Source organism: Streptomyces sp. NPDC053427, from assembly GCF_044544985.1.
In the GTDB taxonomy this organism is placed as follows: Bacteria; Actinomycetota; Actinomycetes; order Streptomycetales; family Streptomycetaceae; genus Streptomyces.
Window position 1 is genome coordinate 834,749 of sequence record NZ_JBITYA010000001.1, and the last position, 26,352, is coordinate 861,100.

Consider the following 26,352-nt stretch of genomic DNA (forward strand, 5'->3'; position numbering starts at 1 on the left):
GCGCTCACCACCCCACCGGCATGACCCGGGGGCCACGCACCAGCATCTGGCTCTTCCACACCACATCGCCGGCCAGGTGGAGGCCCGGGAACCGGGCGATGAGAGCACCGATCGCTTCCTGGAGCTCCAGTCTTGCGAGCGGCGCACCCAGGCAGTGATGCACCCCGTGCCCGAAACCCAGGTGCTGATTGCCGCCGCGGGCGATGTCCAGCGTCCCCGGCGAACCGAAGCGCAGCGCGTCCCGGTTGGCGGCTCCCACCGCGACCAGTACGGGCGATCCGGCCCGCACGAGCGTGCCGCCGACATCGATGTCTTCCTTGGCATAGCGCGGCTGGCTCGCCCCGCTGCCCAGCGGCACGAACCGCAGCAACTCCTCGACGGCGCCGCCGATCAGCTCCGGCCGGTCGCGGAGCAGGGCGAGCTGCTCGGGATGGTCCAGCAGCGCGAGAACGAAGTTGGGGATCTGGGTGGCGGTCGTCTCATGGCCCGCGACGAGGATCCCGACGCACAGATCGACGAGTTCCAGCTCGGACAGCCGGTCGTCGACATCGCGGGCGTCGATCAGCGCCGTCATCAGGTCGTCGCGGGGCGCCCGTCGGTGCTCCTCGATCAACTGGCCCATGTAGGCGCGCAGTTCCTCGAGGTTGGCGTCGAATTCCTCCGCGGTGAGCGAGCTGGTGGACAGCGCGGCATCGCTCCACACCCGGAACCGGGGCCGGTCCTCGGTCGGTACGCCGAGCAGCCGGCAGATCACCGCCACCGGGATCGGCAGCGCGTACCGGTCCACCAGATCGGCCGGCGGTCCGGCCGCTTCCAGCTCGTCCAGCAGCTCGTTCGTCAGCTCCTTGACGCCCGGCCGCAGCTTTTCGACCTGGCGGACCGTGAAGGCCTTGGCGACCAGGGAACGCAGCCGGGTGTGGTCGGGCGGGTCCATGCCCAGGATGCCGCTGGTGCGCTGGGCCTCGGACTGCCGGGGCTCGTCGTGCAGCGCCCCCTCGGCCCGGCTGAACCGCTGATCGCCCAGGACCAGCCGGGCCTCGGCGTACCGCGTGACGAGCCACGCCGGCTCCCCGTAGGCCATCCGTACTCTGAGCAGCCCGGGACGGTTGCGCGCCCGCTCGTACTCTTCGGCGAGGTCAAGGCTCTCGGGCGTATTGAAGGGGTAGGAAAGTGGTGCTGTGTCGGCCGTGGTCATCAGGACCTCCCTCATGTAAGCACCTGCTTACACAAGGTAGGCCGCTCCCTCGGGAGCGGTCAACGACGCATTACGGCCGTCATGGTGACGTGCCGTCGGAAAGGAGCGTGGCAATGGGGGAGACCCCGCACGACAACGCCCGGGACATCGTCGACGGCACCGCCGACGCCCCCGTCGGCCCGGCGAGGGAGCACCGCCGGGACGCCCAGGGCACCCGGCTGCGGCTGCTCGACGCCGCGTCGCAGCTGTTCGCCGAACGCGGCTACGAACGCGCGACCGTACGGGACATCGCCGCCCGCGCCGGCGCCAACCAGGCCCTGCTCTTCCGCTACTTCGGCTCGAAGAAAGCCCTGTTCGGAGAGGTGATGGCGCGCGGCGGCCAGGAGCAGCTGCGGACCACCCCGCCGGAGCGGCTCTTCGAGGTCGCCCTCCGCGGCATGCTCGCCGGCGAGGCGGGCGACGGCACGGTGGGCGACGGCGCGGCGAAGGACCGCTCGCTGGAGGTCTGCCTGCGCTCCATCGGCGGCAGCGACGAGATCGCGGAGGCGCTACGGGGGCTGGGAGAGGAGTACGCGGACGTGCTGGCGACCCTCTCGAACGCCGACAACGGCGATCTGCGGGCCGATCTGGCGCTCTCCTGGCTGCTCGGAATTGGCTTGATGCGTGTGGTTGTCGGAAAGGAACCCCTGGCGAGCGCCGATCCGGACACGATATGCGCGCTGGCCGGTGACGCCCTGAGCGCACTGCTGGAGGGTCTGCCGGAGCGGCCCGCGGAGGGGCCTGCGCAGGGTCGTCCTCCGCAGGGGCCGGGTCAGCCGCAGAATTCCGCCTCGATCACCTTCCCGTAGAGCTCGCCGTCCACCAGCCAGTCGCCGTTGATGTCGAACGTCAGCTGATGCCTGCCGTCCCGCGTCCCGGCCACCGCGGACACCGATCCGTTGGTGCGGCCGGTGTGCCCCCACACCGTCACCCCGCACGACAGCTCGACCGAGTCGATCCCGAGCCCGAACGCATAGCCCTCGTCCGCGGGCACCGCGCCGTCGAACATCTCCTTCATCTGGGCGGCGGGCAGCAACGCGCCGGTCACCAGCGCGCGTTGAAAGCGATTGAGGTCATCGCCGGTGGATGTCATCTCGCCCGCCGCGCCCAGCCACGTCATGTTCTGTTCCGTCGCCTCATGGACGGGGGCGTCCGGCGCCGTGTCATGAAGCCGGGAGTAGGCGACCGGATGCGGCGCCGGCAGCCGCGGATCGGTCCCCGGGAACGAGGTCCGGTGCAGCTTGAGCGGCCTGATGATGCGCCGCGTGACCTCCTCGGCGTACGGATGGCCGGTGACCTCGCCGATCACCATCCCGGCCAGGACGTAATTGGTGTTCGCATACGAGGGGGCCTTGCCCGGACCGGACACCGGCGGATGCTGCATCGCCACCGCCACCAGGTCCTGCGGCCGGTAGCTGTCGTACCGGTGCTCGGGGAATCCCTTGCCGGAGGACTTCCGCCCGAATTCGGCGTCGTTGGCGTAGTCGAACAGGCCGCTGGTGTGGTTGAGCAGCTGCCGCAGCGTGATCCGGCGGCCGTCGTTCCCGTTGCCCCGCACGACGCCGGGCAGCCACTTCTCGACGGTGTCGGTCAGGCTCAGCCGCCCCTCGGCCTCCAGCTGGAGCAGCACGGTCGCGACGAACATCTTGGTGTTGCTGGCTGCCCGGAAGTGGTCACCGGCCGCCCACTTGCGCCCCGTAGCGGTATCGGCCGACCCCGCTGTTCCGAACCAACTGCCTTTGCCGTCATGGACAGTTGCCGCGACACCGGGCAGCCCGCCCCGCTCCACCACTGCCCGCAGCGCGGTCCTCGTGGCGTCGTGGCCGCGTCCGGCGGCCTGGGCGGGGACGGTCAGGGTGCTCGCCCCGACCGCGACGGCGGTCGTCAGGGCGAGTAAGACGGCGCGGGCGGCTCGCTGCTCCATGGCATTCCTCCGGTCGGGTCCGTGTGGCGGGAAAGACGCCGGACCCGGCAGGGAGGTTGATCAGTGGGCCCGCGGTGCCCGACGGCCGAGCTCCTCATGGATCCGCCGCAGGTGGGCGGTGAGCGTGTCCAGCCAGACGACGGCGTCGACGAGCAGCGCCGTGGAGGCGGCGTGCGCGGCGTCCCGGTCCGTGCCGTCGTCGGGCGGGGCAGCGGCCAACAGACCGCGGATGTCGAGCGGTTGGGTCTCCTGAAGCGGACGGGTGTCCTGGAAGGGGCCGGTGCCCCGGCGCGCATCGCCGGTGTCGCCCGTACACAGGTGCTCGGCGAGGGCGCGATAGCCCTCCGCCGTCCGCCCGGCCGCGTGCCGCAGCCAGTCGCCGACCGCCCGGTCGGTGATCCGTCCGGGGCGGCCGGGCAGCAGCCGCTCGCCGCGCCGGGCGTGCGCCCCGGCGGCCAGCACCGCAGGCCAGTCCGGCTGCCGGGCGGTCTCCTCCCGAGGCTCGCTCTGATACTGGGCCAGGCTCTCCTCGGCGAGGGTCAGGGCGCGATTGAGGGCGGCGATACCGGCGTCCTCGGGGCCGCCGGCGGTCCGCTCCACGACGCGTGCAGCGGTCCGCCCGACGCCCTCGGCGACGGCCGCGCACACCCCCGCCATGCTCCGGCGCAGCTCGCTGCCCGCACCCCGGGGCCAGGCCAGCAGCCCGCAGGCCAGGCCGATCAGGCTTCCGGTGAGCACATCCGCGAAGCGGGTCGGGGCCAGCTGCCACGTCACGGGGGCGACCTGCGCGAACAGCGTCGCGACGACCAGCGTGAAGCCGCCCTGCGCCCAGGCCGGGCCGCGCAACGGCCCCACGGTGAACGCCGTGAACATCACGATCGGCAGCACGACCGCGTACACCGTGTTGCGGTCCTGGACGAGCGCCAGCAGCACCCCGGCCGCCACCGCCCCGACCAGCGTGCCGACGAGCGCCCGCCGGACCACCGAGCGGGTCTCCAGACTGGTCGTGCGGGTGAGCGTCAGCGTCGCCAGCAGGACCCAGAAGCCGTGCGACAGATCGAGCACCCCGGCGATCGCCCGCGCGGCGGCCAGGCCGAGCGCGAACCGGCAGGCGTTCTGGAAGATCACCGAGCGCGGGGTGAAGTGCGTGGACAGCCGCCGCCACCACAGCTCGGGGCCGCGCGCCCGCGCGTACGTGAAGGCGTGCCCGGCGCGGTCCTCGCCGACCGTACGGTCCCCGCCCAGCAGCCGGGTCGCCAGCACCAGTACCACCGCGGAGTCCGCCGCCTGCACCGCCAGCACCCGGCGGCGCAGTGAGACCAGCCGGTCGTCGGCGCCGAGCCGCCCCAGCGCGGCCACCGCACGGCGCGCGCGCACCGGATCCAGCTCGGCCTGCAACGCCGCCGCGGAGGGCTGCGGCCGCCCGTCGCGCAGCGCGTGCGCCGCCTGCCGCGCGGCATCGCCGATCCCCCGCAGCAACGCCAGCGTCTCCGCCCGGTACGAGCCGTTCCCCCCGGCCTTGCCGTGCAGCGCCGCCAGCTGGGTCAGCAGCGTGCGGACCGCCTCGGCGGCATGCCCCATGGCCTTGTGCTTCAGGGTGGGGGAGGCGGGCAGATCGGCGGGCGGCACGCGGGACGGCCGCAGCCGGTCACCGGCCGTACGCGCCCGCGCCAGCGCGGCCTGCGGCGCGGGACCGCCATGGTGATCCGCCAGGTCCGCGGCCGCCTGCGCGGCATCGGCGAGCAGCGCGCGGAACGACGGCGTCGCCGGCTCCGGCAGGACCAGGACCTGCGCCGCGGCCAGCAGCAGCGTCCCCAGCAGGAACCCGGAGACCCGCTGGTCCAGCGTCTGGGGCGCATACGGCGGGAAGCACGGCAGGATGTACAGCAGCTGCATTCCCGGCGCCGCCCCGGCGATCCGCGGCCCCGCGATCCCGGCATAGGCGACCATGAAGCCGATGACGAGCATGCCGAGGACGGCCGCCCAGGTGTGCACCGCGAGCAGTGTGCCCAGCACGACGAGCGCCGTTCCCGCGGGGATCGCCATGAGGGTGGTGGCGGCGCGCTGCCGCCCCGACCCCGGGATCCGCGCGAGCGCGCCGAGCGAGACCACCGCGAAGGTCGAATACAGGGACGCCACCAGCGCATCGAGCCCGTAAAGGCAGAGAAAGAAGGCGGCACAGGCGGCCACCGTCACCCGCGCCGCATTGCCCACCACGGCCCGGTGTCCATGCAGACCAGGTCCGCCAGGCTCCACCCTTCCACTATTGGCCGCCCGGTGCTCCGCCGCACAGCGGGGCCCTGTCGGACTGCGCCGGGTACTGCCGGGTTTGGCGGAGCCGCCCCTGCCTACGTACAGTTCCGCCGAAGTGTGAACAGGCACTTTGCAGACAACACACAATCCCAGGAAAGCGGCGCAGCGGCGATGACGGTGACCGAAGAAGGCCGGGTCGAGGGCGCGGCCGTCGACGTGGAGCGGATGGCGATCTGCCTGAGCGTGCTCGAGGAGCTCGACGCGTTGCCGCTCGACCACCCCGACGCGATCACCATACGGCGCGCCACCGCCGGGATCTTCCGCAAGGTCAAGCAGCGCCGCCGCCAGGAGCGCCGGGCCGCCAAGACCGCCAACGACAACGCGGTCACCGCGGCCACCGCCACCGGGGCGCCCGACCGTATCGACGACGAGACCCAGGGCCTGGCCCTGGCCAGCTCCGTGACGTCCGAGATAGCCGGGATCCTCGAGCGGCCCCGGTCCTGTTACGTCTGCAAGAGCCGCTACGTCGAGGTCGACGCCTTCTACCACCAGCTGTGCCGCACCTGCGCCGCGGAGAACCGGGCGCGCCGCGATGCCCGTACGGACCTCACCGGCCGGCGCGCGCTGCTCACCGGCGGCCGCGCGAAGATCGGCATGTACATCGCGCTCCGCCTGCTGCGCGACGGCGCGCACACCACCATCACCACCCGCTTCCCCAACGACGCGATCCGGCGCTTCACGGCCATGCCGGACAGCGCGGAGTGGCTGCACCGGCTGAAGATCGTCGGAATCGATCTGCGCGACCCGGCCCAGGTCCTCGCCCTCGCCGACTCGGTGAGCGCCGAAGGCCCCCTCGACATCCTGATCAACAACGCCGCGCAGACCGTCCGCCGTTCCCCCGAGGCCTACGCGCAGCTGGTCACCGCCGAATCCGCCCCGCTGCCCGCCGGTGAGCTGCCCGCCTCCGTCGTGCTCGGCCACTTCGGCAGCGGCGCCCCCGCGGCCCTCCCCGCCGCCGCGGGCGAGAACGGCGGGCTGACCGCCGAGCGCCTCACCGCCCTCGCCCTCACCAGCGGCTCCGCCTCGCCCGCCCGGATCGAGGCGGGCACCGCCATCGACGCGGGCGGCCTCGTACCCGACCTCCACGCCAGCAACAGCTGGATCCAGAAGGTGGACGAGGTCGACCCGGTCGAGCTGCTCGAGGTCCAGCTGTGCAACATGACGGCGCCGTTCCTGCTGGTGAGCAGGCTCCGCCCGGCCATGGCGGCCTCGCCCGCACGCCGCAAGTACGTGGTCAACGTCTCCGCCATGGAGGGCCAGTTCAGCCGCGGCTACAAGGGAGCCGGCCACCCGCACACCAATATGGCCAAGGCGGCCCTGAACATGCTCACCCGCACCAGCGCCCGCGAAATGCTGGAGACCGACGGCATCCTGATGACCGCCGTCGACACCGGCTGGATCACCGACGAGCGCCCGCACCCCGACAAGATGCGCCTCGCCGACGAGGGCTTCCACGCCCCCCTCGACCTGGTCGACGGCGCGGCCCGCGTCTACGACCCGATCGTCCGCGGCGAACTCGGCGAGGACCTCCACGGCTGCTTCCTGAAGGACTACGCGCCCGCGGCGTGGTGACCCCGCGGGCCACCTGCGGTGGCGGGTCCGGCCCGCCACCGCGATCCTCGAGGGTTGAGCCGACCGGGCGGACGAGCCGAGATGTTCGTGGAGTTCGACCAGGACCCGCGCAGGCACCGCCCGTCCCCGGGCGATGAGCGGGCCACCCTCACCAGGTATCTGCACACCCAGCGCCTGACGCCGGAACGCAGGTGCGCCGGCCTCGGCCCGGCCGACCTGCTGCGCGAGCGGATCGACGGCCGGGTGAGCGCGCAGCGTTCAACTGACGCCCTGCGCACACCGTTTGACCTGCGCGCACCCCGGTCGACCGCTATCGTCCGGCGCTATGCACCGCACCGATCCGTTCATCGATGACGCCACCGACCACCGTGCCTGCTGGTACTGCCCCTCCCTGCGTCTGCCCGCGGGCGGCTTCGATGTGCTGGAGAGGCCCAGCGTCGACTATCCCTTCGACGCCGCGGACGGGTTCCGCTACCACCGGGTGACGCGGGTGCCGGCGTGCGTGCACCCCGAGCGGGTCGGTCTGGAGGCGGGCAAGTACTGCTCCGAGGGCCGGATGCCGGAGCCGCCCGAGGCCGACGCGGCGGCGCCCTCCCCGGTCGCCGCCGCCGCACCGCCCCGCGAGCCCGCTACGGCACCCGTACGGGCGCTGCCGGAGCGACGGGCGAGGCCGACGAAACGATCCACCCGCCATGAACTGGCCCCCTACGAGGGCCCGTTGCCGCCCGGCGTCCCGGACCGCATCGACGACCTCGCCTCCTGGATCCGTTCCCTCCTGGCCGACGCCCCGCCCGACCGCCTCGCCGACACCCTGGCCGGCGCCGAAGCGGCCGCCCGCGAGCGCTTCCCGGACGAGGCCGTGCTCGCCGTGCTGCGGCGGGTGCTGGCCGGGGGCTGACGGGGGCGGCAGGCTCATGTGACGGGGCCCGGTTCGGCGGCTGGGCGGTTGATGAGCGTCGGGAAGCCCGTACCCTCGCCGCTGAACGCCGGCGCGGCCGCGGCCGTATTACTCCTCATCACTCATCGTCTGAGGAGGGGCACATGTCCGAGCCCATCACCCCGCCGCTCACCGCCCTGCCCGACGGAGAAGCCGAACTCCGTGTCGTGCTCCGGCTGCGGTGGGAGGACGTCGCCGCGCTCGGCCAGGAGGCCGGGCGGCTCGCCGTGCAGATGAAGCGGCCGGTGACGCTCGATGAAGCGGCCAGTCACCGGTTGCGCGGCCGTCCGTCCGGGGCCCCCGCCCAGCCCATGCCGCAGGGGCGGGCGCCGCAGCCCGCCGTCGCTCCGGCGTCCGTGTCGTCGCTGCCCGCCCGTTCCCCGGGGGAACAGGCCCGGCAGGCCATCGAGAAGATCACCGGAGGTGCGGGCCAAGGGACGGCCTGACCCGTCGGGCTCCCCGCATCCGGTGGTGCGGGGAGTCCGACGTCGTGGTCCGGCCCGGCTCGGCTCTCAGGACTGGGGCCGCTTCCCGTGGTTGGCCGCGTGCTTGCGGCGGGACTTCTTCTTGCGGCGTCGCTTCGAGGACATGCCGGCTCCTTTCTCGATGATGACGCTTTCACCTTCTTTCTACCATTTCGCCCCACTGACGCCCCGGCCCCGACCCGGCCATGTCCCAGCGGCCGCCCTCACCCGTCCGCCGGCGGCCGGCGCAGCACGTACAGGCCGACGCACACCACCAGCACGATGACGCAGCCGGCGAACGTCAGGCCCGCGCCGCGCAGGCCCAGGACCTGGGTGAGCGCACCGACGCCGACGACCGGCAGTGAGATGCCCAGGTAGGCGACGAGGAAGAAGGACGAGATGGTGCCGCCCCGGTGCTCGGCCGGCGCCGCGCCGCCGACGGCGGTCAGACCGGCGCGGAAGGCGAGGCCCTGCCCGGTGCCGCCGCACACCGCGCCGATGACCAGTACCGGCAGCGACTGCACCGCCAACGACGCGCCGACCAGCACCAGTCCCACCACCAGCACCAGACAGCCGCCCGGCAGCGCCCGCCGCACCCCGAGCCGGCCCGCCAGCAGCTGGCCGAGGGTGGACCCGACGAACACGGTGCACACGATCGCCCCGGAGACGGCCAGGTTGTGCACGTGCAGCGTCTGGCCGACGAAGCTGGGGGCGACGGCGGTGAACAGTCCCAGCAGCGAGAACCCGGCGAACGCCGCGACCGCGGAGGGCGTGAAGACCCCCCGTACCTCCGGCGGCACCCGTAGCCCCTGCGCCCGCAGCCGCGCGGGCCGCCGCGGAGTGCGGACGGTCTCCGGCAGCAGCCAGGTGAGCAGCGCCGCCACCGCCACCAGCAGCAGATGCGCCAGGAACGGCAGCGCCAGCGGCCAGGGCGTGTACTGCGCGAGGAGGCCGGCGAGCAGCGGACCGCAGCCCAGGCCGCCCATGTTCGCGGCCGTCGCGGCGAATCCCGCCCGCCCCTCCTGACCGGGCTTCGCCAGCTCCAGCACGGTGGCGGTGGCGGCGCCGCTCAACAGCCCCGCGGCGAATCCGGAGAGCACCCGCCCGGCGAACAGCGCCGGCAGCCCGCCCTCGAAGAGGAAGCACAGCGCGCTGGCCGCGGACAGCCCCAGCGCGCACAGCAGCACCGGGCGCCGGCCGACCTCGTCGGACACGTTGCCCGCGAGCAGCAGCACGGCGATCACCCCGAGCGCGTACGCGGCGAAGACCACCGTGACCATCAGTTCGGAGAACCCGAGCTCCTGGCGGTAGAGACCGTACAGCGGGGTGGGCAGCGTGGTGCCGGCCATGCCGATGGCGAACACGCCCGCGGCCACCGCATACCCGGGGCGTCGTTTCCGCTTCCGACCTGCGTGAAGGACCATGGCGACAACGGTAGGAGCCGACCCCGCGGACCGGCCGCTCCCGCACGCCCGTCGCGCGCCGAGGCGTCATCGAGATGCCGCCGGTGCCGACGGCGGGCTCACTCCTCCCTGGCGCCCGCGCGCCCGGATGCGCGGTCCCGGCCCGTGGACGCCAGCCGGGCATAGGCGCGGACATCGGCGTCAGGGTCGTCCGCGACCGTGGCCAGGGCCCGCAGGGCGTCCGGGCTCGCGGTGTGGCGGCCCAGCGCCAGGACCGCTGCCTTGCGCACGTCCGCATGGCCGTCGCCGAGCGCCGACCGCAGTGCGGGGACGGCCGGTTCGGGGGCGGCGGCGGCCAGCGCCCGGGCCGCGCCGGAGCGGACCTGCCAGGCCTCGTCGCCCAGGGCGGCGACGGCGATCGCGTCGTACGGCGGCGGGCACCCGGTGTCCGCCAGCGCCGCGAGCGCCGCGGCCCGTACGAGGAGGTCCTCGTCGCCCAGCGGCGTCGCCAGGTGCTCCGGGGCTCCGACGGTGCCCAGTCCGTGCGCGGCGGCGACCCGGACCTCGCGGGAGGGGTCCGTGGCGGCGCGCCGGAGGTCGTCGGCGGCGTCGACGGAGACCAGGGCGCGGACGGCTTGGATGCGGACGTCCACCGCGGGGTCGGCGAGCGCGGCGGCGAACAGCGCGCGGTCGCCCAGGCCCCGTACGTACAGGACGTTCAGCGCCGCCGACCGTACGAAGGGATCGGCGCCGCGCAGGGCGGCCGTGTCCAGCGGTTCGCGCAGCCCGGGTTCCGGGGGCAGCACCTCGACCAGTTCGCGCAGCGAGGCGCCGGCGGCCGCCCGCACCGCCGGGTCGGCATCGGCGAGCAGGGCGGCCAGGGCCCGGCCGGTGCCGGACGGGACGCTTTCGGTGAGCGCCTCGACGGCGGCGCGGCGGACGGCCGGATCGGGGTCGGCGAGATAGGGGCGCAGGGTGGGGAGGTCCGGCTGGTCCTCGGCGAGGGCCAGGAGTTCGAGGATGCGCAGGGAGGGGGCGGCCAGCGGCCCCGTACCGGCCGCGCCGTCGCCCGCCGCCCCCGCGGCCGTCGCGTCCCCGGCCGTGGCACCCGCCGCCGCGTCCACCGGCGGCGCATTGCGCGGGCCCGCCGTCGCCACCTGCTCGGGATGCACCTCCCCGAGGAAACGGGACGGGCCGCCGGCCGGCGCGTACGCGTCCACCGGCACGAGGTACGGCGCCACCGGCCGGGCCGTGAACTCCATCGCCCCCGTGGCGGATTTGCGCAGGTCGAGGTGGTGCAGCCAGGCGTCGTCGTCGCGCTCCGGATGGTCCGTACGCGCGTGATAGAGCCCCCAGCGGGACTCGGTCCGGGCCAGCGACGACCGGGCCGCCATCTCGGCGCAGTCGCGGATGAAGGTGACCTCGGCGCAGCGCATCAGCTCGTGGGGCGTGCGAGCGCCCATGGCGGCGATGTCGGCGTGCATCCGCGCGAAGTGCTCGACGGCCAGCGACAACCGGGCACCGCTCTTGGGCGGGGCGACATAGTCGTTGACGAAGCGGCGGAGCTTGTATTCGACCTGGGGCTGGGGCGGGCCGTCGGGATGGCGCAGCGGCCGGTAGATCAGGTCGTGCGCGGCGCGCAGCTGGTCGTCGGGCAACTCGCCCTTGTACGAAGCGAATCGGGCGGCATCGGCGCCCGCCAGATCGCCGAAGACGAACGCGCCGATCATGTAGTTGTGCGGCACGCAGGCCAGGTCCCCGGCCGCGTACAGGCGCGGCACCGTGGTCCGCGCATGGTCGTCGACGCGCACGCCCGACGCCGAATGCCCGCCGCACAGCCCGATCTCCGAGATGTGCATCTCGATGTCATGGGTGCGGTAGTCGTGGCCGCGCCCGGCATGGAAGGTGCCGCGGGTGGGGCGCTCCGTGGTGTGCAGGATCGTCTCCAGGGCGGAGACGGACTCCTCGGGGAGGTGGCTCAGCTTCAGATAGACCGGCCCCCGTTCGGAGGCCACCTCGGCCGCGAACTCCGCCATCATCTGCCCCGACCAGTAGTCGGATTCGACGAACCGCTCGCCGTGCCGGTTGACCTGGTAGCCGCCGAAGGGGTTGGCGACGTACGCGCAGGCCGGACCGTTGTAGTCCTTGATCAGCGGATTGATCTGGAAGCACTCGATGCCGGTCAGCTCGGCGCCCGCGTGGTACGCCATCGCGTAGCCGTCACCCGCGTTGGTGGGGTTCTCGTAGGTGCCGTAGAGATAGCCGGAGGCGGGCAGGCCGAGGCGGCCGCAGGCGCCGGTGGCGAGGATCACCGCGCCCGCGCGGACCGCGACGAAGGCGCCGGTGCGGGTGTGGAGGCCGACGGCCCCGATCGCCCGGCCGTCGTCGCCGGTCAGTACCCGGACCGGCATCACACGGTTCTCGATACGGATCCGCTCGCGCATCTCGCGCCGGCGCAGCTGCCGGTAGAGGACCTTCTTGACGTCCTTGCCCTCCGGCATCGGCAGCACGTACGAGCCGGACCGGTGCACCTGACGGACCGCGTACTCGCCGTGCTCGTCCTTCTCGAACTTCACACCGTACGACTCCAGCCGCTGCACCATCGCGAAGCCGCGGGTCGCCGTCTGGCGGACGGTGGACTGGTCGACGATGCCGTCGTTGGCGCGGGTGATCTCGGCGACGTAGTCGTCGGGTTCGGCGCGGCCGGGGACGACGGCGTTGTTGACGCCGTCCATGCCCATGGCGAGCGCACCGGAGTGGCGGACGTGTGCCTTCTCCAGGAGCAGCACGTTCGCGCCGTGCTCGGCGGCGGTCAGCGCGGCCATCGTGCCGGCGGTGCCGCCGCCGATGACCAGGACGTCGCAGGAGAGTTCCTCGGGAGCGTCGGGGGCGGGGATCTCCATGGGAGGGGAGTGCCTTTCCGTGGTGGGGCGCGTCGATGGGGTACGGGGGCGGGCGACACGTCGGGTGCCGGGTGCGGCGCGGATCAGGCGTCGGGCGGCGCGTCCGGCCGGTCGTCCAGGGACGCCAGGACCTCGCGGCGCAGCGCGACCGTCGCCGGGTCGGCGTGTGCGGCGCGCACCCGCGGCCGGGGCACGGGCAGTACCCGCCCGGTGCCCAGCAGCGCGACCCGGTCGCCCAGGAAGAGGGCCTCGTCCACGTCGTGGGTGACGAAGACGACCGTGGCCCGGGTCCCGCGCAGCGCCGTCACCAGCAGCTGCTGCATCCCGGCCCGGGTCCGGGCGTCGAGCGCGCCGAACGGCTCGTCCATCAGGACCGCCCGCGGCCGGCCGGCCAGCGCCCGGGCCAGCTGGGCGCGCTGCCGCTGACCGCCCGAGACCTGGTGCGGCAGCCGTGCGGCGTGCTCGGTGAGGCCCACCCGGGCCAGCCAGTCCTCGGCCCGCGCGCGGCGCTCCCCGCGCGCCACGCCCCGGACGGCCAGCGGGAGTTCCACGTTCGCCCGCAGGCTGCGCCAGGGCAGCAGCGCATCCTCCTGGAAGACCAGCGCACGGTCGGCGGCGGGTCCCTCGACGGGCCCGCCGTCCTGGCTCAGCCGCCCGCCGAGCAGCGGCAGCAGACCGGCCAGGCTGCGCAGCAGGGTGGACTTGCCGCAGCCGGACGGACCGACGACGGCGAGGAGTTCACCCGGTGCGACATCGAGGTCCAGGCCGTGCAGGACGGGCGCGCCGGGGTGACCGAGGACGGCGCCGGAGAGGGTGAGCCGCAGGCCGTTCCCGGACGCTTCGGTGGGCGCCGCCGTGGTGGTGCCGGTGCTGCTCATGCGGTTTCTCCGATCGTTGTCGGGGCCGCCCGCCGACCGCGGCGGGCCCCGTCCTGCCCGGCGGCCTTGTGGGGACCCGGCACGCGCGCCGTACGCGGCAACCACCGGGTCACCCGCCGGCCCAGCACCTCCACAGCGGTGGAGGTCATCCAACCGAGCAGCCCGATCGTGGCCATCCCGACGAACACGCCCGGATAGTCGACGATCGTGTAGTCCTGCCAGGTCCGGTAGCCCACGCCGTACTCGCCGGAGATCATCTCGGCCGAGATCACACAGATCCACGAGACCCCCAGCCCCACCGACAGCCCGCCGAAGATCCCCGGCAGCGCCCCCGGCAGCACCACCGACCCCAGCACCCGCCACCGGCCGCCGCCCATGGTCCGCACCGCCTCCTCCCAGACGGGGGGCACCGCCCGTACGGCGTGCCGGGTGGCGACCAGGACCGGGAAGAAGGCCGCGGCGAAGGTGATGAAGACGATGCCCTGTTCGTTGCGGGGGAAGAGCAGGATCGCCACCGGCACCAGCGCGATCGCCGGGATGGGGCGCACGACTTCCAGCAACGGGCCCAGCAGGTCCCAGGCGACGGGGGAGCGGGCGACGGCGGTTCCGACGGCGACGCCGAGCGCGGCCGCGAGGGTGAACCCGCCCACGATCCGGCTCAGGCTCTCACCGAGGTCCTGCCAGTACGTGGCCCCGCCCAGCCGCCGGCCGAACTCGCGGGCCGTCTCCGCGACCGTGGGGAACTGCGAGAACCGCAGCCAGGCATTCACCCGGAACTGCGCGAGCAGCTGCCAGGCGCCCAGCGCCACGAGCACCGCCCCGGTACGCCGGGCAACGCGGGCCGCGCTCACCGGGCCCGCTCCAGCGCGGCGGCGTAGCCGAGGGTGCGGGCCCCCGCGTGGTGCCGCAGCCAGGCGTCGGCGGTGGCCCGGGTCGCGAACGGCAGCAGCCGCGCGCCGTCGCGCACCCAGACCGCCTTGTCCGCGAACCACCGCGTCCCGGTCGTCGCGTCCGCCACATATGCCGCGCGTACCGTCCTGCGGTGCACCGCGACGAACCGCAGCAGCGCCGCCGGGTCACGGAAGGAGTGCGTACGGTCCTCGCCCCGCAGCCAGACCTCATCGGCCGTCGGATGGGAGGTCGACCGCAGGGCCTTGCCGTACCCGGCCCCGTAACTCTCCTTGAGGTAGCGGTCGTCGACGAACGAGTCCACGTCCACCGGCCCGGTCAGCCTGGCCGCCCGCAGCACCGCGACGTCCTTCTTCAGCGCGGCGATCAGCCGCGGCTTGAGGGTGGGGTCGAAGGTGGCGAGGCCGCCCGCGCCGTTGTAGAGGTAGACCACCTCGGGCGGCAGCCCGGTGGCCTTCGCGACCTGCTGGGCGGCGTCGACCGGATGCGTCTGCAGAGAGCGGGTCGCGTCCCGCTGCGCGGCGAGGAACGCCCGGACCACGGCCGGACGCCGATCGGCGAAGGCGTCCCGTACGGTCACGCCGTGGAAGGTGGGCAGCCCGAGCGCGCCCCCGTCGTACAGCGCCCGCGCCTTCCCCTGGAAGGCGAGCAGCCCCGGCCAGGCGACGAACTGCGACAGCGCGTCCACGCTGCCCGACTGCAGCGCCGAGGCGCCCACGGCCGGCTGCTGGTTGAGCTTGTGGATGTTCCGCTCCGGGTCGATCCCGGCCCGCCGCAGGGCCCGCACGAGAGTGCCGTCGGAGGCCGATCCGACGCTGCTGGAGACGTTCTTGCCGCGCAGGTCGGTTAGCGTGCGCAGCGGTGAACCAGGCCTGGTGACAATGGTGTTGAGGGCGCCGCGCAGGTTGTAGCCGGTGACCGAGACCAGCCGCGTCGGGGCGCGCAGCTGCTTGCCGCGGGCGGCGTTGATCAGCAGCGGGAAGTCGCCCATCGAGCCGATGTCGACCTTCCCGGCGACCATCTGCGCGGTGATCGGCGCCCCGGTTGCGTAGTCCTGCCACACCACCTTGTACGTCTTGCCGTCCCGCTCGCCCTGAGCGCGCAGCTCGCGTTCGAAGGAGCCGAGCGAGCGCAGGAGGGTACCGGCGGTGACGGTGTTGATGGTCTTGGACTGGTAGCCGACGGTCACGGTGACGGTCCTGCCGTCGTCCGCCGCCGCGTCGCTGCCGCAGCCGGTGAGCGCGAAGGGGACGAGCAGGGCGGCGGCCGCGAGGGGGGCCGCGCCCTTCATGGAGATGTGCTGCATGGGGACGTGCCTCTCATCGCAACAAGTAGGGCATGTTGACCGTGACCGCGCCGGTGGGACAGCGGGCGGCGCACGGGCCGCAGTACCAGCACTCGTCGACGTGCATATACGCCTTGTTGCTGGCCGGATCGATGGCGAGGGAGTCGAGCGGGCACATGTCGACGCACAGCGTGCAGCCGTCGATGCACTTGGACTCGTCGATGGTCACGGGCACATCGGCCCGTTGGGGCGCAAGAGGCATGGCGGTCTCCCGGGAGGGACGCGGGGCGGGGCGAGCGGGGGCGGGGCGGGGGCTGAGATGCCCGCTGCACCGCGGCGGCCGGCCGCTACGGGACGGGTGTGCCGACGGGTGCGTTCGGCGGGCATGTGCCGGACCATACCGACGTGTTCCGGCCAGTGGTGTTGCCGCAGTATTGCGCCACTCCGCGCCCTCCGGAAACCGGCTGTGACCTGCCCTTTCCGGTCCGCGACGGGAAGATCTGCCACCATTGGTCACACCGGGGCCGTCGGCGCCTGACGCCCGACGCCGCTCGGCCTCGGCGGGAGCCGGTCCGAGGCCGAGGCGGTGCGCGGACCGTCGCCGGCTCCGAATTCGCGACAACTTCGTCGCACCGTTGGCCAAAACCCGACCGGTGCGCAACGCCCTCGGCCCCTGCGGACTCCTCTCGCATGCACCTGTACGCACTTCTTCTCCTGGAGGTACATCTTGCGACGGTTGGGAACAGCGGCCACGGCGCTCGTGCTGGCGGCGGCCGGCCTGATGACGGCGGCCGGGTCGGCCGGCGCGGCGTCCGCACCGGTGGGCACGGCCACGTCGGCCAAGGCCTGCTCGACGGCCTGGGGCAGCGGCGCCAAGTCGGCCACGGACGCGAACGCCAAGCCGCTGAAGAACATCACGACCAGCCGGAGCGCGTGCTACGACCGCATGGTCTTCGACATCAGCGGTGCCGACGGCAAGATCGGCTACCACGTCGGGTACGTCGATGCGTTCCATCAGGACGGCTCCGGTGACCTGATCCCGGTCAAGGGCGGCGCCATCCTGCAGATCTTCGTGTCCGCGCCCAGCTTCGACCCGGCGACGGGCAAGCAGAGCTACGCCGGGAAGGCGGGCAAGTCGCTGCCGGGCGTGGACATCACGGGCTACAAGACGTTCAAGGACACCAAGTTCGGGGCGAGCTTCGAGGGACAGACCCAGGTCGGCCTGGGAACCCGGGCCAAGCTGCCGTTCCGCGTGTCCCAGTCCGGCCATGAGCTGATAGTGGACGTCGCGCACTCCTGGTGATTCCGCCGCACCGCAAAGGGCCGCCCGGCCGTACCCGAGAGGTGGCCGGGCGGCCCGTCTCTTGCCGCCCGCAGGCCCGCGTCGGCGCCTCGACGGCCCCCGGGCACGGCGGCAGCGCCGCGGCCGACGCCCGGCCGCGTGGCCGAAGCATGACGTAGCAAATATTCCGGGTGCGCCCGCCTGCAACCGGCGGGTGGGGCAATTGGTCCTACCCGGTATGAAACGACTACTGAACCTCCGCATGCGGCGGTCCGGCACCGGCCGCACCGGCCGCAGAGCGGGCGCGGCGCTCGCCCTCACGGCGTTGACCGTGCCACTGACGGTGGCCCTCGGCTCCACCGCCTCGGCCGCCTCCGCGTCCCCGTGCCACGGGCTCCGCGGCCCGTATCAGAAGCAGGCCGAGAAGTTCCTCGGGCTTCGGGTGGACGGCCGGCAATCGGCGTCCGACTGCCGGGCGATCCGCGCCTTCCAGACGAGCCACGGCATCACACCGAACTACGGCTACGCGGGCCCCGTCACCTGGGGCGTGATGCGCGTGGTCGCACAGCAGAAGGCGGCCGGGCACCACCCGAACAGCGCCCACAAGTGCCCCACCGGCAAAGGGCGAATAGCCTGCGTCGACCTGACCCGCCAGATCAGCTGGATCCAGGACGGCTCAAAGCTGGTGTTCGGCCCCGTACCGATCCGCACCGGCCGGAACGGTTACGAGACCCGCACCGGCGCCAAGAGGATCTACTGGCGCCACCTTCACCATGTGTCGACGCTGTATCACGTCGCCATGCCGTACAGCCAGTTCTTCGACGGCGGCCAGGCGTTCCACTCCATCAGCGGCAGCGTCTGGTCGGCGCCGGGCTCGCACGGCTGCGTCAACATGCGCAGCAAGGACGCCAAGAAGTACTGGTCCCTGCTCAGGAACGGTGATGACGTCCACGTCTACGGCCGCAAGCCCGGCACCTGAGCGGGACTGACGGGGGACGGGGGAGGCGAGGCGACGGGGGGCGTGCGGCGCCCGGTGGCAGGGCTGTCACCGGGCGCCTCCGGCCGCCGTCAGGCGCCCCGCCGTGGCGCGCGGGCGGCGGCGGGCAGCGCACAGGCCGCCGTACCTCCCGGCATCCGGTGGCGGTTGACCGCTACGAGCCGGTACACGCCGTGGGCGACCCAGCGCACGGGCGGGAGGGTGAGCAACGCCCCCACGAGCGGCCATCCGCCGCGCGCGCTCAGCAGCAGCTTGGCGACGGCCTGGGCGCCGCCGTACACCGATCCGGTCGGCGTCACCCACAGCACTTCGTGCTCGGCGCGCCGCTGGCTCACGCCGAGCTCCGTCAGATCGGCGAACTGCCAGGGTGTGGCCGTACAGCGCGGGCGGAGGCGCCGCTCGGCGAACCGCACCGCGGACGTGCAGAAAGCGCAGTCTCCGTCATAGACGAGTACCGGTTGCTTCCCCATCTGCGCGTCCCCCTTGCCCATGCCGACACCACCGCACGAAACGCTACCGCGACGGCGTCCGGGCCGGACAACGGCCCGCGCGGCGGCCGGACCGGGACGCCTGCGCGGCGGCGCGGGCCGGTCCCGCCGCGCAGGCACGTGCCGGGTCAGCGGGCGAGCAGGTTGTACAGCGCCATCGGTGTCACGTAACCGGGCCACCGGTGGTCGTCGAAGAGATGCACACCGGCGTCCTGGTAGCACTGGTCGACGAGTTGGGAGCAGATCATGTGGCGGGTGCTGGCGACATAGCGTCGCAGTCCCGGAACGGGCAGATGGAAGCGGTGCGCGGCGATCGCGAAGTAGTCGAGGAAGCTGTACGGCACCCCGACGTACGCGGTGGCCGCCTCGCAGAGGGCGGTGCGTTGCCGCTCGGTGAGCCCTGAGGGGCAGACGTAGAGGACGTTGGCGCCGCTGTAGCGGGTGAGGGCGCCGATGCGGGCCCCGCCCGGCTCGGCCTCCAGCAGCCTGTCGTCGGGCAGGACCAGGAAGGCGTGTTCGTAGTCGGCGAAGCCGTCCTTGTTGATCCACTGTCCGAAGCGGATCAACTGGCCCGTGACGCCGGATATTTGGGTGAGCCCGATGTCGCCGGGCAGGGGATGGGTGTGCTTCATGAGCAGCTCCCAGGGCGCAAAGGCGGATTACCAGGGTGATACCCGGTGTTCGCCCGAGCGCACCGCTTCCGCACCGCCGCACTGAGCCTGTTTCGCACGGCGCGCCGAGCCCCCTTTCGCGCGGGGTCCCACTGGAGTCGCAGGGGCCTCACGGGGACCGCGTCACGCCACCCGCACCACAAGCTCCACATTCCGGTCCGCCGCACCGCCCGCCATCGCCTCATGAACGCCTCCGGACATCTGGGTGGCGAGACCGGGCGCGTTGAAGGACAGCTCGCGGTAGAGGGACGCGAGGCCCACGGCCGACAGGTCGTCGAGGTCCGTGCGGTGCGGGGCGGCGGATTCGATGAGGGTGCCGAACAGGGAGAGGGTCCCGTCGTGGTTGTCGACGAGTTCGATGAGCCGTGCGTGCTGCGGATAGTCCACGTGCGAGGCGGTGTTGACCTCCCAGAAGGACCGGGCGGCCGTGGGGTGGGCGTGCGGTGTGATGCGGTTGATGTGGCTGTGGCCGTTGATCCATGCCACGACGTTCGGGAACCGGCCGAGCAGCGCGATCACCTCCTCGCCGTCGTGCCGCCGCTCCTCCGTACGTCCGGCGTCCGGACGCCGCGTCATGCTGGGGCTGTGGTGGTGGCTGAAGACCAGGATGTGCGCGTCGTCCGCCCCCGCATTGCGCACCAGCCGCCCGTCCGCGTCGTAATACCGGGCGCTGTGCGCCGCCAACGTCCGCTCCAGCCAGGCGAGTTGGTCACTGCCAAGCGAGCCTTCGAAGTGGCCGCTGCGATACGTGGTGTCGATGCTGATGCCAAGGACTCCGTCCGCCACGGGGAAGGAGTAGTACATCCGCTCGCCGTCCAGATGGTCCTCGCTGTACCCGTGCCCCACCGGCCCCGCTCCGGCGAAGGCCGGATCCAGGTGTGCGCGCAGGTACTCGTGCGGGGTGATCATGCGCCGGCGCTCGTCGGGAGTCACGGTCCGGGCCCCGGCGGCGTTACGGCGCAGGATGTCCCTGAGCACGGTGCTCTTGGGGTCGCCGCCGGTCTTCAGCACCTGGGCCAGAGCGGCCACGTCCGTATCCGGTACGGAGAACAGCTTCCGCGCCCCGGTGAGGTAATCCCGCAGCACGGGATCCTGCGGCGCCAGACAGCCGCCCGGCAGGTCGTCGTGGTTGCCGGGCGTCGAGTACCAGGGAACGCGCAGACCGGGACTGACCACCGGGCGGAGCGCGGCATCGAGAAAGCCGGGTATCTGCGGCAGCCCACGCCGCTTGTCCTGGTCGCGCAGCGCGGCGTCAGGGTGCCAGTACAGCGGGAGACCGCAGTTCTGCACGCCTTCGTACGAGCCCGGGTCGCCGGTGTTGGGCGTGATGCGGCCGCCGCTCATGAGGGTCAGGAACCACTCCAGCTCCACCGCGGAGTGGTTGTCGATGTTGTCCCCCGTGGACATCACGAACGCCGGCGGCCGACCGGTGTGGGGGCCGCCGCCGAGCGCGTTGACCTGCTCCACCAGCGAGACCGCCCCGGCCACCGACAGCGCCTCCTGCGCCCGCCACGACCCCGCCGACCGTGCCCGCAGGAACTCCGTACGCAGCGGGCTCTGGACATCGGCCACATGCAGGTCGGTGAACTGCACGAAACATGCCAGCGCGGTGCGCCGGTCCTGACGCCCGCGGCGCGCGGCTGCCAGCTCGGGCCGGACGACCAGCGGCCAGCCGGGGCCGGAGGCGAGGCGCCGGTAGCCGCTGCCACCGGCCGGGCGCGCCGTTGTCTCCAGGGTCGTGGCCCCGTACGGTGCCGCTCGCCCGCCACCTGAGCGGGCCGGGAGCGGGCCGGGGGCGGCCTGTGGGGGCGGGGCGTCCGCGGCCGCACTGCCGCTGCGCTGACCGGGCAGCGCCCACCCGGCCCCGGCTCCGGCGACTGCGGCACCGGAGGTGAAGAGGAATCGACGACGGTTGGTGGTTTCGCTGCCGGCCATGGGGCCCTCCGTGCTGTGGCCGGCATTCCGGCCACAGCGGTGTCACCAAGCGGAACATCTCCTTCCGACAGCGTGTGCGGTGAGCGTGACCGGAAACTGAACGGGGCCGGAATGCGGCACGCCCCGCACCTGTCGGTTCGGACCGTCGAGGAACCGGCGAGAGAGGACCTGGTGGGTGGCGACGCCGCCCGGACGCCGCCCGCGCGGCGACCCGGCCGGGAATCCCTGCGGCGGCCCGGCAGGGAACCGGTGCGGCGACCCGTGCGGCGGCCCGGCAGGGAAGGCGGGGCATTCCGGGGCGGCGGACCCCCGGAATCCGGCACGGCCCCCGGCCGGGACCGTTCCTGAGGCGCGAGCCGTCCGGGCTCAGACCCGGGCCGAGAAGGGGCAGGCCCAGTCGGCGGGCTTGCGCCGACCCGAGTAGCGCCGGGCCTCGGACAGCTTCTCGTACTCCACGAGATTGGGGTTGATATTGCCCTGCAGCTCGATGTCCTGCTTGCGGATCTTCTCCTGCAACCGGTCCCACAGTCCGGCGGCCTTTATCCGGTCGAACTGGGCGTGAGAGTTGAAGGCGAGCATCGGGAAGGGCGGGCGGCGGCCGATGCGGCTGTGCGTCTCGTGCAGCCCGATCACGAAGAACGGGTGCCCGGCGACGCTGTAGGCGAAGGCGCCGGACGACGGGTCGGGGTCGTAGCCGTCGGCCCACCCGTGCGTAAGGCTGTCGTGATCATGTACGGCCTGCAGCTGCTGCCACATCAGCCGCTCGAACTCGACCTCCGACACCATCAGGGGGCCCGAGAAGGTGGCCACGAAGCTCGTGAAGGGCTTGGCGTCCCAGTCCACCGCCTCTACATAGGCCTGCAGGTCGGACGCCATCAGCCGGGCCGAATCATCATCCCCGAACCAGGTGTAGTGATGGTGAGTGATCCCGCCCTGCCGCCAAGCCGAGCGGCCGGCCAGGCAAGGAAAGGAGTCGCCGAGAAGAAACTGCCCGACTTCAGTGGCGGCGGAGGCGTCAACCGTCATGTTCGCGAGACCTTTGGTAAGGGGACACTACCCGTGGAGGGGACCCCGGCAGTCAAGATCGGAGATGGCCGTTTCGTCAAGCCTGAGCGGAACGCCGCCACGACGGACCGCCCTGACGCCATCCGCGGCCGGAAGGGCCCGACGCCTCCCCGCACGCTCCCGACCAGGGTCGATCGCGCGGCCGGCCGGCGTTCCCGAGCCGCCCTCGAAGATCCCCGATCCATCCCGGTATGTCCCATTTCACGTCGCTGCGCCCACCGCCGCGCCCCGTCGCGTCATGTCCTATGACGTCCCCGGACGCCTGTCAGGGCAGCAGCCGGATGCCGGGAGACCGCGTGTCGGTGGCGAGCGGGTCGGCGCAGTGCGCACAGGCCTCGCTCACCGGGCGGACGACGTTGCTCTGGATGCTGAAGGATCCCGTCCGCTGCGACCGGGGACAGTGGTATCCCAGAGGGAGACGCACCCACGGGGCGCGCGTCAGCGCTTGTGCCGGCCGGTCCCGCTTGGCGTCGTGGAACGGTGCCCACCAGTAGTCGACGACGGTCCGGAGCATCAGCCGGTCCCGTCCAGAGGTGACATCGAAGCCGGCGATGCGGGCCGCGGCGGGGTGCTCCGCGCTCCGGTCTCCCGTGCAGACTGCATGTTCCTCGCCGTGCTCGAAGCGAGTGGTGCGCCCGGTGCGCCCGCAGATAAAACAGTCCAGGCTCAGTTGGAGCGTGCGCTGCCAGTGGAGGTTGTGGGACTGCTCGCTCCGCGGCGGGCTCGTCAGCTCGGCGGTGATCTCGACGGTTCGCAGCATCGTGCGATCTTCCCAGACGGAGGGAATCCACCCACTGAGACGGCGGCTGCCGGTCGTGGCCGATTGCGGGTTTCGCGTGGTGGGAGGCACCCTTGCGTCATGTCGCACGTAAGGCTGGAAGCCTGGATCGGTGGAGAGTGGCTCGAGGTGGACGCTGTGAGCGTCACGGTGGGGGAGTCCGCGCTCACTCTCTCCTTCGACCGGCAGCGGACCGAGTCCGGGTACCGGGCCCTCATCTGGGAGCCACTGGAGAAATTCCTTCGCGAGTACCGTGACGAGCCGCTCGTCGTCGTGCCGCTGGGCCGCAACTTGCCCGTGATGTTCGGCCCCGGCGCCGCGGGGCCCTTCCGGCTCTCGGAGATGCCGGACGACTGACCGCGGCTCCACGAGGGTGCGGCGCACGGCTGTGCCGCGGCGGCGCGGACTCTATTGCAGTCCCGTCTGCGTCTTGCTGAACAGTTCGCCCTCGGAGTAGAAGAACACCGCATTGCTGCTGCCGTCGGCGCCGTAGCAGGTCCAGGTGACGGGATAGCCATCGGTATGTCCGGCTTCGGATTCCTGCTGGCAGGTGCTGGCGTAGTGGAGCAGGGCCTTCTGGCTGCTGCCTGCCTTGATCTCGTTGAATTCGGCGAGGGTCAGGGGGTCGCTGGTAAGGGCGCTGGCTTCGTATATGCCGACGGCCAGGAGAAGGGTGAGGAGGCAGATGCCGGCTATCGCGCTCTTTTTCACGGGTGGGGCTGTCCTTCTGAGGGGTGCGGGGCCGCGGGGTGGACGGGGGCGTGGTTCTCGGATGCGGTGGTCGGCGGCGACTGCTGCGACGGCGGCGGACGGACCGGCCGGCATGCGAGAGGGCGAAGCACAGGGAAAGTTGGCGTGACGTCACGTTGCCACGTCAGTATGCCGTGACACGAGGGACCGGCCTTCCGGCCGGGGTTCCATGGGCTCCACGGCCGCCCCGGCACGCGCTGACACGGACTCAGCCCGCCGAACGCGGTCGGGCTCACCCGGGGCGCCACCGATGAAAGCTTCAGCGGACCGCATGGTGCCGCGCGGCCGCGTGTCACGGGCCCGGGCGCTGCTGTTCCGCGGTGGCTGACGTACCGTCGGTCGCCCCGGGGGTGAGTCGGGCGATGATGCGCGGCAGGCCGGCGCGGCAGTTGGCGGCGCAGGTCAGGGCCCAGGCGGCGTCGCGGGGCAGCTCGACGGCGTACGGGTAGGCGCGGGCGAGGCGTTCGCGTACGGCCGTCGCCTCGGCGAAGGTGGAATGCCGGTACACGTGCCGGGGCTGGGTCGCGGCCAGCAGCTCCTCGGCCGCCGCACGGTCCAGCCCCTCGGGAAGCTCGTCCAGCAACAGACCGGTGATGTCCACGGACGCGAACCGCGCGGCGGCCTCGGCGCTCTTGAGGTACGTGTCCACCACGGCGCCCGCCAGCATCAAGCGGCCGAGCAGCAGCGCCAGGGCTTCGAGGTCCACTCCGGCGCGCAGCCGCGCCAGCTCGTCGGCCAGCCAAGTGCGCGCGACGTCCCGCCCGAGACGGGTCGCGAAGAGCCCGGGCGGCTCCCGCCACCCCTTGTCCTCGTGCGGCTGGTACCAGTTGTTGTGGGCGAACTCGTCGGTCATGTCCAGCTCGGCGCGCAGCGTCGCGCGCAGTTCTGCGGCGAAGCGGGGCTCGGCGAGGAGGTGGCGCAGCTGCGGGCGGCGCTCGCTGTGCAGATACAGGTGATGACGTGGGGCGAAGCAGCCCAGCCGTTCCTGCGGATCGGCCAGGGGGACGCCGTGTTCCAGCAGCAGGTCGGCCAGATCGAGCGGGACGTGCGTATCGTGACGCCCCTTCCTTGCCGAGTAGGGCAGCTCCACGGGGACGCCGTCGGCGGCCAGCCGCGGCAGGAGCCGCTCGGTCAGCTCGTAGAGCACGCCGAGCCGACCGTCGCGCCGGTGGGCGGTCGGCCACAGGCAGCCGCTGAGCCAGCGCGCCGCCTCTCCGTCCGGCAGGCCCGGCTGTTCACCCGCCAGCTGGGCGAGGGCACCGGACCGCTCCAGCAACGTCAGCCACAGTTCGGGACCGTTGTGCGGGACGGGCCGCAGCGCCACGATGCGCCGGACGAAGCCTGGTTCGCGCGCCAGCAGCAGCTCCAGCGCACGGCCCTTCAGCACGTCGGTCCAGAAGGTGTGGTCGTGGAGGGTGAGATGCGAGCCGATGCGCCCGAGCAGCCCGGCCAACTCCGCCTCGGGATCGAGACCGGCCGCCTTGGCGACCCTGCGCGCATCGGCGGCCATCTGCGCATACACCTCCCCGTAGGCCGTCGCCTGCCGCGTCAGGAGGTCCAGGAACTCCCGGGCCCCCTGCGCGGTGACGCCGCCCCGGACGCCCAGCTCGCGGCCCCGCGCCCGCACCGCTGCGGCAGAGAGGGCGTCGGCGTCCGCATAGGCGGCGTACCGGTCCGCCAGCCACCGCTGATCGGTCTTCAGCCCCGCTTCCCGCTCCGTCTTGCGGGCCCGGCCGAAGTAGGCCTTGGCGTACGGCGTCTCCCCGGCCTTCAGACAGCGGTCGGCCACCTCGTCCAGGAAGGAGACAAGGAGCGCGGGCGGGGCCGAACCGTGCTGCTCGAGGACCGCGTCGATGTCCTTCTTCGGCAGTGTCTGCCATTCCCACGTGGCGCCGTCGAGATCCAGGGCAATGTCCAGGACCTCCTCCTCCCGGCCGGGATACGCGGCCATGAGGCGCTCGGGGTACGGCAGCGCGGCCTGCTCGTCCTCCGGGATCCCCGTCTCGAACGTCCCGGCCAACGCCCAGCCGTACCGGGCCATGACGAGGTCGCGCAGGGGCGCCAGCCGCTCCTCGACGACATGCGTCACCGTGCGGTGGTCGTCCGGATGCGCGTACGTACGGGCCGTCAGCCCACCCCGCACCGGCTCCGGCACCAGCGTGACCCCCGCGGCATCGAGGGCACGGCGCCACAGGGGGTCGCATGCGGCCAGCGCCTCGGGTGCCTGCCGGCCGGCCGCGGACCATCGCCGCGCCTGCGGCGGTACGTCCCCGGCCTGCCGGAGCAACAGCCGGCGCACCGCGCGCAACCGGTCCATGCCCGCGTCCGCGGCGAGCTGCCGGGGAATCTGCTTCAGCAGCCGGCCGCGGCGGTTGCGGAAGACGAAGTCCAGGTCGTCGTCCAGCTCAGCGGTGTAGCCGTCCGCCTCGATCCGGTGTCCCACGATGCCGTGCCTCCCCCTATCGACCGTCACGGTTCACCTTACGGTCCGTCACTGACAACGCCCTTCGAGCGCCCGGCGCCCCGGCTCCGTCCGCCCCGCCGACCGGTCAGGAAGCCGCTGT

General features: G+C 72.8%; 25 protein-coding genes. 8 read left to right on the forward strand and 17 right to left on the reverse strand.

Annotation, left to right across the window (positions count from 1 at the left end; genetic code table 11):
- Nucleotides 1–4: 4 nt before the first annotated feature.
- A complete protein-coding gene (locus tag ACIGWZ_RS03250) occupies nt 5–1,195 on the reverse strand; it encodes a cytochrome P450 (protein WP_400060243.1) in 1,191 nt (396 codons plus the stop codon).
- A gap of 113 nt (nt 1,196–1,308) precedes the next feature.
- Between ACIGWZ_RS03250 and ACIGWZ_RS03255 the strand changes: the two genes are divergently transcribed.
- On the forward strand, nt 1,309–2,043 hold the full coding sequence (locus ACIGWZ_RS03255) for a TetR/AcrR family transcriptional regulator (protein ID WP_400060245.1): 735 nt from the start codon (nt 1,309–1,311) through the stop codon (nt 2,041–2,043).
- On the opposite strand, the gene ACIGWZ_RS03260 is transcribed toward ACIGWZ_RS03255, so the two are convergent.
- The gene (locus ACIGWZ_RS03260; RefSeq protein WP_400060247.1) at nt 2,007–3,158 is read right to left on the reverse strand and encodes a serine hydrolase domain-containing protein; all 1,152 of its coding nucleotides are present in this window, start codon (nt 3,156–3,158) and stop codon (nt 2,007–2,009) included. The two genes, ACIGWZ_RS03255 and ACIGWZ_RS03260, sit on opposite strands and share 37 nt — an antisense overlap.
- Before the next feature lie 60 nt (nt 3,159–3,218).
- A complete protein-coding gene (locus tag ACIGWZ_RS03265; RefSeq protein WP_400060248.1) occupies nt 3,219–5,375 on the reverse strand; it encodes an FUSC family protein in 2,157 nt (718 codons plus the stop codon).
- A gap of 207 nt (nt 5,376–5,582) precedes the next feature.
- Here ACIGWZ_RS03265 and ACIGWZ_RS03270 point away from each other — a divergent pair, with 207 nt between their 5' ends.
- From ACIGWZ_RS03270 to ACIGWZ_RS03285, 4 genes are all read left to right on the forward strand, one after another.
- Nucleotides 5,583–7,043 (forward strand): SDR family NAD(P)-dependent oxidoreductase, encoded by a 1,461-nt coding sequence (locus ACIGWZ_RS03270; protein ID WP_400060250.1) that lies wholly within the window; start codon nt 5,583–5,585, stop codon nt 7,041–7,043.
- A gap of 81 nt (nt 7,044–7,124) precedes the next feature.
- Complete coding sequence (locus tag ACIGWZ_RS03275; protein ID WP_400060252.1) at nt 7,125–7,397, forward strand: hypothetical protein; 273 nt, start codon at nt 7,125–7,127, stop codon at nt 7,395–7,397.
- Nucleotides 7,369–7,941: a hypothetical protein gene (locus tag ACIGWZ_RS03280; protein WP_400060255.1), complete on the forward strand. Its 573-nt coding sequence runs from the start codon at nt 7,369–7,371 to the stop codon at nt 7,939–7,941. The genes ACIGWZ_RS03275 and ACIGWZ_RS03280 overlap by 29 nt, the downstream gene beginning before the upstream one ends.
- 143 nt (nt 7,942–8,084) lie before the next feature.
- Nucleotides 8,085–8,426 (forward strand): hypothetical protein, encoded by a 342-nt coding sequence (locus tag ACIGWZ_RS03285; RefSeq protein ID WP_400060257.1) that lies wholly within the window; start codon nt 8,085–8,087, stop codon nt 8,424–8,426.
- A gap of 66 nt (nt 8,427–8,492) precedes the next feature.
- Here ACIGWZ_RS03285 and ACIGWZ_RS03290 read toward each other — a convergent pair whose 3' ends face one another.
- From ACIGWZ_RS03290 to ACIGWZ_RS03320, 7 genes are all read right to left on the reverse strand, one after another.
- On the reverse strand, nt 8,493–8,570 hold the full coding sequence (locus ACIGWZ_RS03290) for a 50S ribosomal protein bL37 (protein ID WP_373287922.1): 78 nt from the start codon (nt 8,568–8,570) through the stop codon (nt 8,493–8,495).
- Between the two features lie 98 nt (nt 8,571–8,668).
- Nucleotides 8,669–9,868 carry an MFS transporter gene (locus ACIGWZ_RS03295; protein WP_400060259.1) on the reverse strand — a complete coding sequence of 400 codons (1,200 nt, stop codon included), beginning with the start codon at nt 9,866–9,868 and terminating at the stop codon, nt 8,669–8,671.
- A 98-nt stretch (nt 9,869–9,966) separates the two neighbouring features.
- Nucleotides 9,967–12,750, reverse strand: a complete 2,784-nt coding sequence (locus tag ACIGWZ_RS03300; protein ID WP_400060261.1) for a fumarate reductase/succinate dehydrogenase flavoprotein subunit — start codon at nt 12,748–12,750, stop codon at nt 9,967–9,969.
- An 83-nt stretch (nt 12,751–12,833) separates the two neighbouring features.
- Nucleotides 12,834–13,628, reverse strand: coding sequence for an ABC transporter ATP-binding protein (locus ACIGWZ_RS03305; protein WP_400060263.1), 795 nt, complete (start codon nt 13,626–13,628; stop codon nt 12,834–12,836).
- On the reverse strand, nt 13,625–14,479 hold the full coding sequence (locus tag ACIGWZ_RS03310; RefSeq protein ID WP_400060265.1) for an ABC transporter permease: 855 nt from the start codon (nt 14,477–14,479) through the stop codon (nt 13,625–13,627). The genes ACIGWZ_RS03305 and ACIGWZ_RS03310 overlap by 4 nt, the downstream gene beginning before the upstream one ends.
- The gene (locus ACIGWZ_RS03315; RefSeq protein ID WP_400060267.1) at nt 14,476–15,843 is read right to left on the reverse strand and encodes an ABC transporter substrate-binding protein; all 1,368 of its coding nucleotides are present in this window, start codon (nt 15,841–15,843) and stop codon (nt 14,476–14,478) included. The genes ACIGWZ_RS03310 and ACIGWZ_RS03315 overlap by 4 nt, the downstream gene beginning before the upstream one ends.
- Nucleotides 15,844–15,856: 13 nt before the next feature.
- Nucleotides 15,857–16,084 (reverse strand): ferredoxin family protein, encoded by a 228-nt coding sequence (locus tag ACIGWZ_RS03320; RefSeq protein ID WP_362700003.1) that lies wholly within the window; start codon nt 16,082–16,084, stop codon nt 15,857–15,859.
- Between the two features lie 465 nt (nt 16,085–16,549).
- Between ACIGWZ_RS03320 and ACIGWZ_RS03325 the strand changes: the two genes are divergently transcribed.
- Both ACIGWZ_RS03325 and ACIGWZ_RS03330 read left to right on the forward strand, forming a co-directional pair.
- Nucleotides 16,550–17,125 carry a hypothetical protein gene (locus tag ACIGWZ_RS03325; protein ID WP_400060270.1) on the forward strand — a complete coding sequence of 192 codons (576 nt, stop codon included), beginning with the start codon at nt 16,550–16,552 and terminating at the stop codon, nt 17,123–17,125.
- Between the two features lie 217 nt (nt 17,126–17,342).
- Nucleotides 17,343–18,083, forward strand: a complete 741-nt coding sequence (locus ACIGWZ_RS03330) for a L,D-transpeptidase family protein (protein WP_400060272.1) — start codon at nt 17,343–17,345, stop codon at nt 18,081–18,083.
- Between the two features lie 89 nt (nt 18,084–18,172).
- On the opposite strand, the gene ACIGWZ_RS03335 is transcribed toward ACIGWZ_RS03330, so the two are convergent.
- The 5 genes from ACIGWZ_RS03335 to ACIGWZ_RS03355 all read right to left on the reverse strand — a co-directional run bounded on the left by ACIGWZ_RS03335 (nt 18,173) and on the right by ACIGWZ_RS03355 (nt 23,020).
- Nucleotides 18,173–18,571, reverse strand: coding sequence for a thiol-disulfide oxidoreductase DCC family protein (locus ACIGWZ_RS03335; RefSeq protein ID WP_400060274.1), 399 nt, complete (start codon nt 18,569–18,571; stop codon nt 18,173–18,175).
- Between the two features lie 146 nt (nt 18,572–18,717).
- On the reverse strand, nt 18,718–19,221 hold the full coding sequence (locus ACIGWZ_RS03340) for a hypothetical protein (protein ID WP_400060276.1): 504 nt from the start codon (nt 19,219–19,221) through the stop codon (nt 18,718–18,720).
- Nucleotides 19,222–19,383: 162 nt separating this feature from the next.
- Nucleotides 19,384–21,195 carry a TIGR03767 family metallophosphoesterase gene (locus ACIGWZ_RS03345; RefSeq protein ID WP_400060278.1) on the reverse strand — a complete coding sequence of 604 codons (1,812 nt, stop codon included), beginning with the start codon at nt 21,193–21,195 and terminating at the stop codon, nt 19,384–19,386.
- Nucleotides 21,196–21,561: 366 nt separating this feature from the next.
- Entirely contained in the window at nt 21,562–22,221 is a 660-nt protein-coding gene (gene gntA, locus ACIGWZ_RS03350) for a guanitoxin biosynthesis heme-dependent pre-guanitoxin N-hydroxylase GntA (protein WP_400060280.1), read from the reverse strand.
- Between the two features lie 304 nt (nt 22,222–22,525).
- On the reverse strand, nt 22,526–23,020 hold the full coding sequence (locus tag ACIGWZ_RS03355; protein ID WP_400060282.1) for a hypothetical protein: 495 nt from the start codon (nt 23,018–23,020) through the stop codon (nt 22,526–22,528).
- Nucleotides 23,021–23,119: 99 nt separating this feature from the next.
- Here ACIGWZ_RS03355 and ACIGWZ_RS03360 point away from each other — a divergent pair, with 99 nt between their 5' ends.
- Nucleotides 23,120–23,395: a hypothetical protein gene (locus ACIGWZ_RS03360; RefSeq protein WP_400060284.1), complete on the forward strand. Its 276-nt coding sequence runs from the start codon at nt 23,120–23,122 to the stop codon at nt 23,393–23,395.
- Between the two features lie 51 nt (nt 23,396–23,446).
- Here ACIGWZ_RS03360 and ACIGWZ_RS03365 read toward each other — a convergent pair whose 3' ends face one another.
- Both ACIGWZ_RS03365 and ACIGWZ_RS03370 read right to left on the reverse strand, forming a co-directional pair.
- Nucleotides 23,447–23,749, reverse strand: a complete 303-nt coding sequence (locus ACIGWZ_RS03365) for a hypothetical protein (RefSeq protein WP_400060286.1) — start codon at nt 23,747–23,749, stop codon at nt 23,447–23,449.
- Nucleotides 23,750–24,080: 331 nt separating this feature from the next.
- Nucleotides 24,081–26,261, reverse strand: a complete 2,181-nt coding sequence (locus ACIGWZ_RS03370) for a hypothetical protein (RefSeq protein WP_400060288.1) — start codon at nt 26,259–26,261, stop codon at nt 24,081–24,083.
- Between the last annotated feature and the right edge of the window lie 91 nt (nt 26,262–26,352).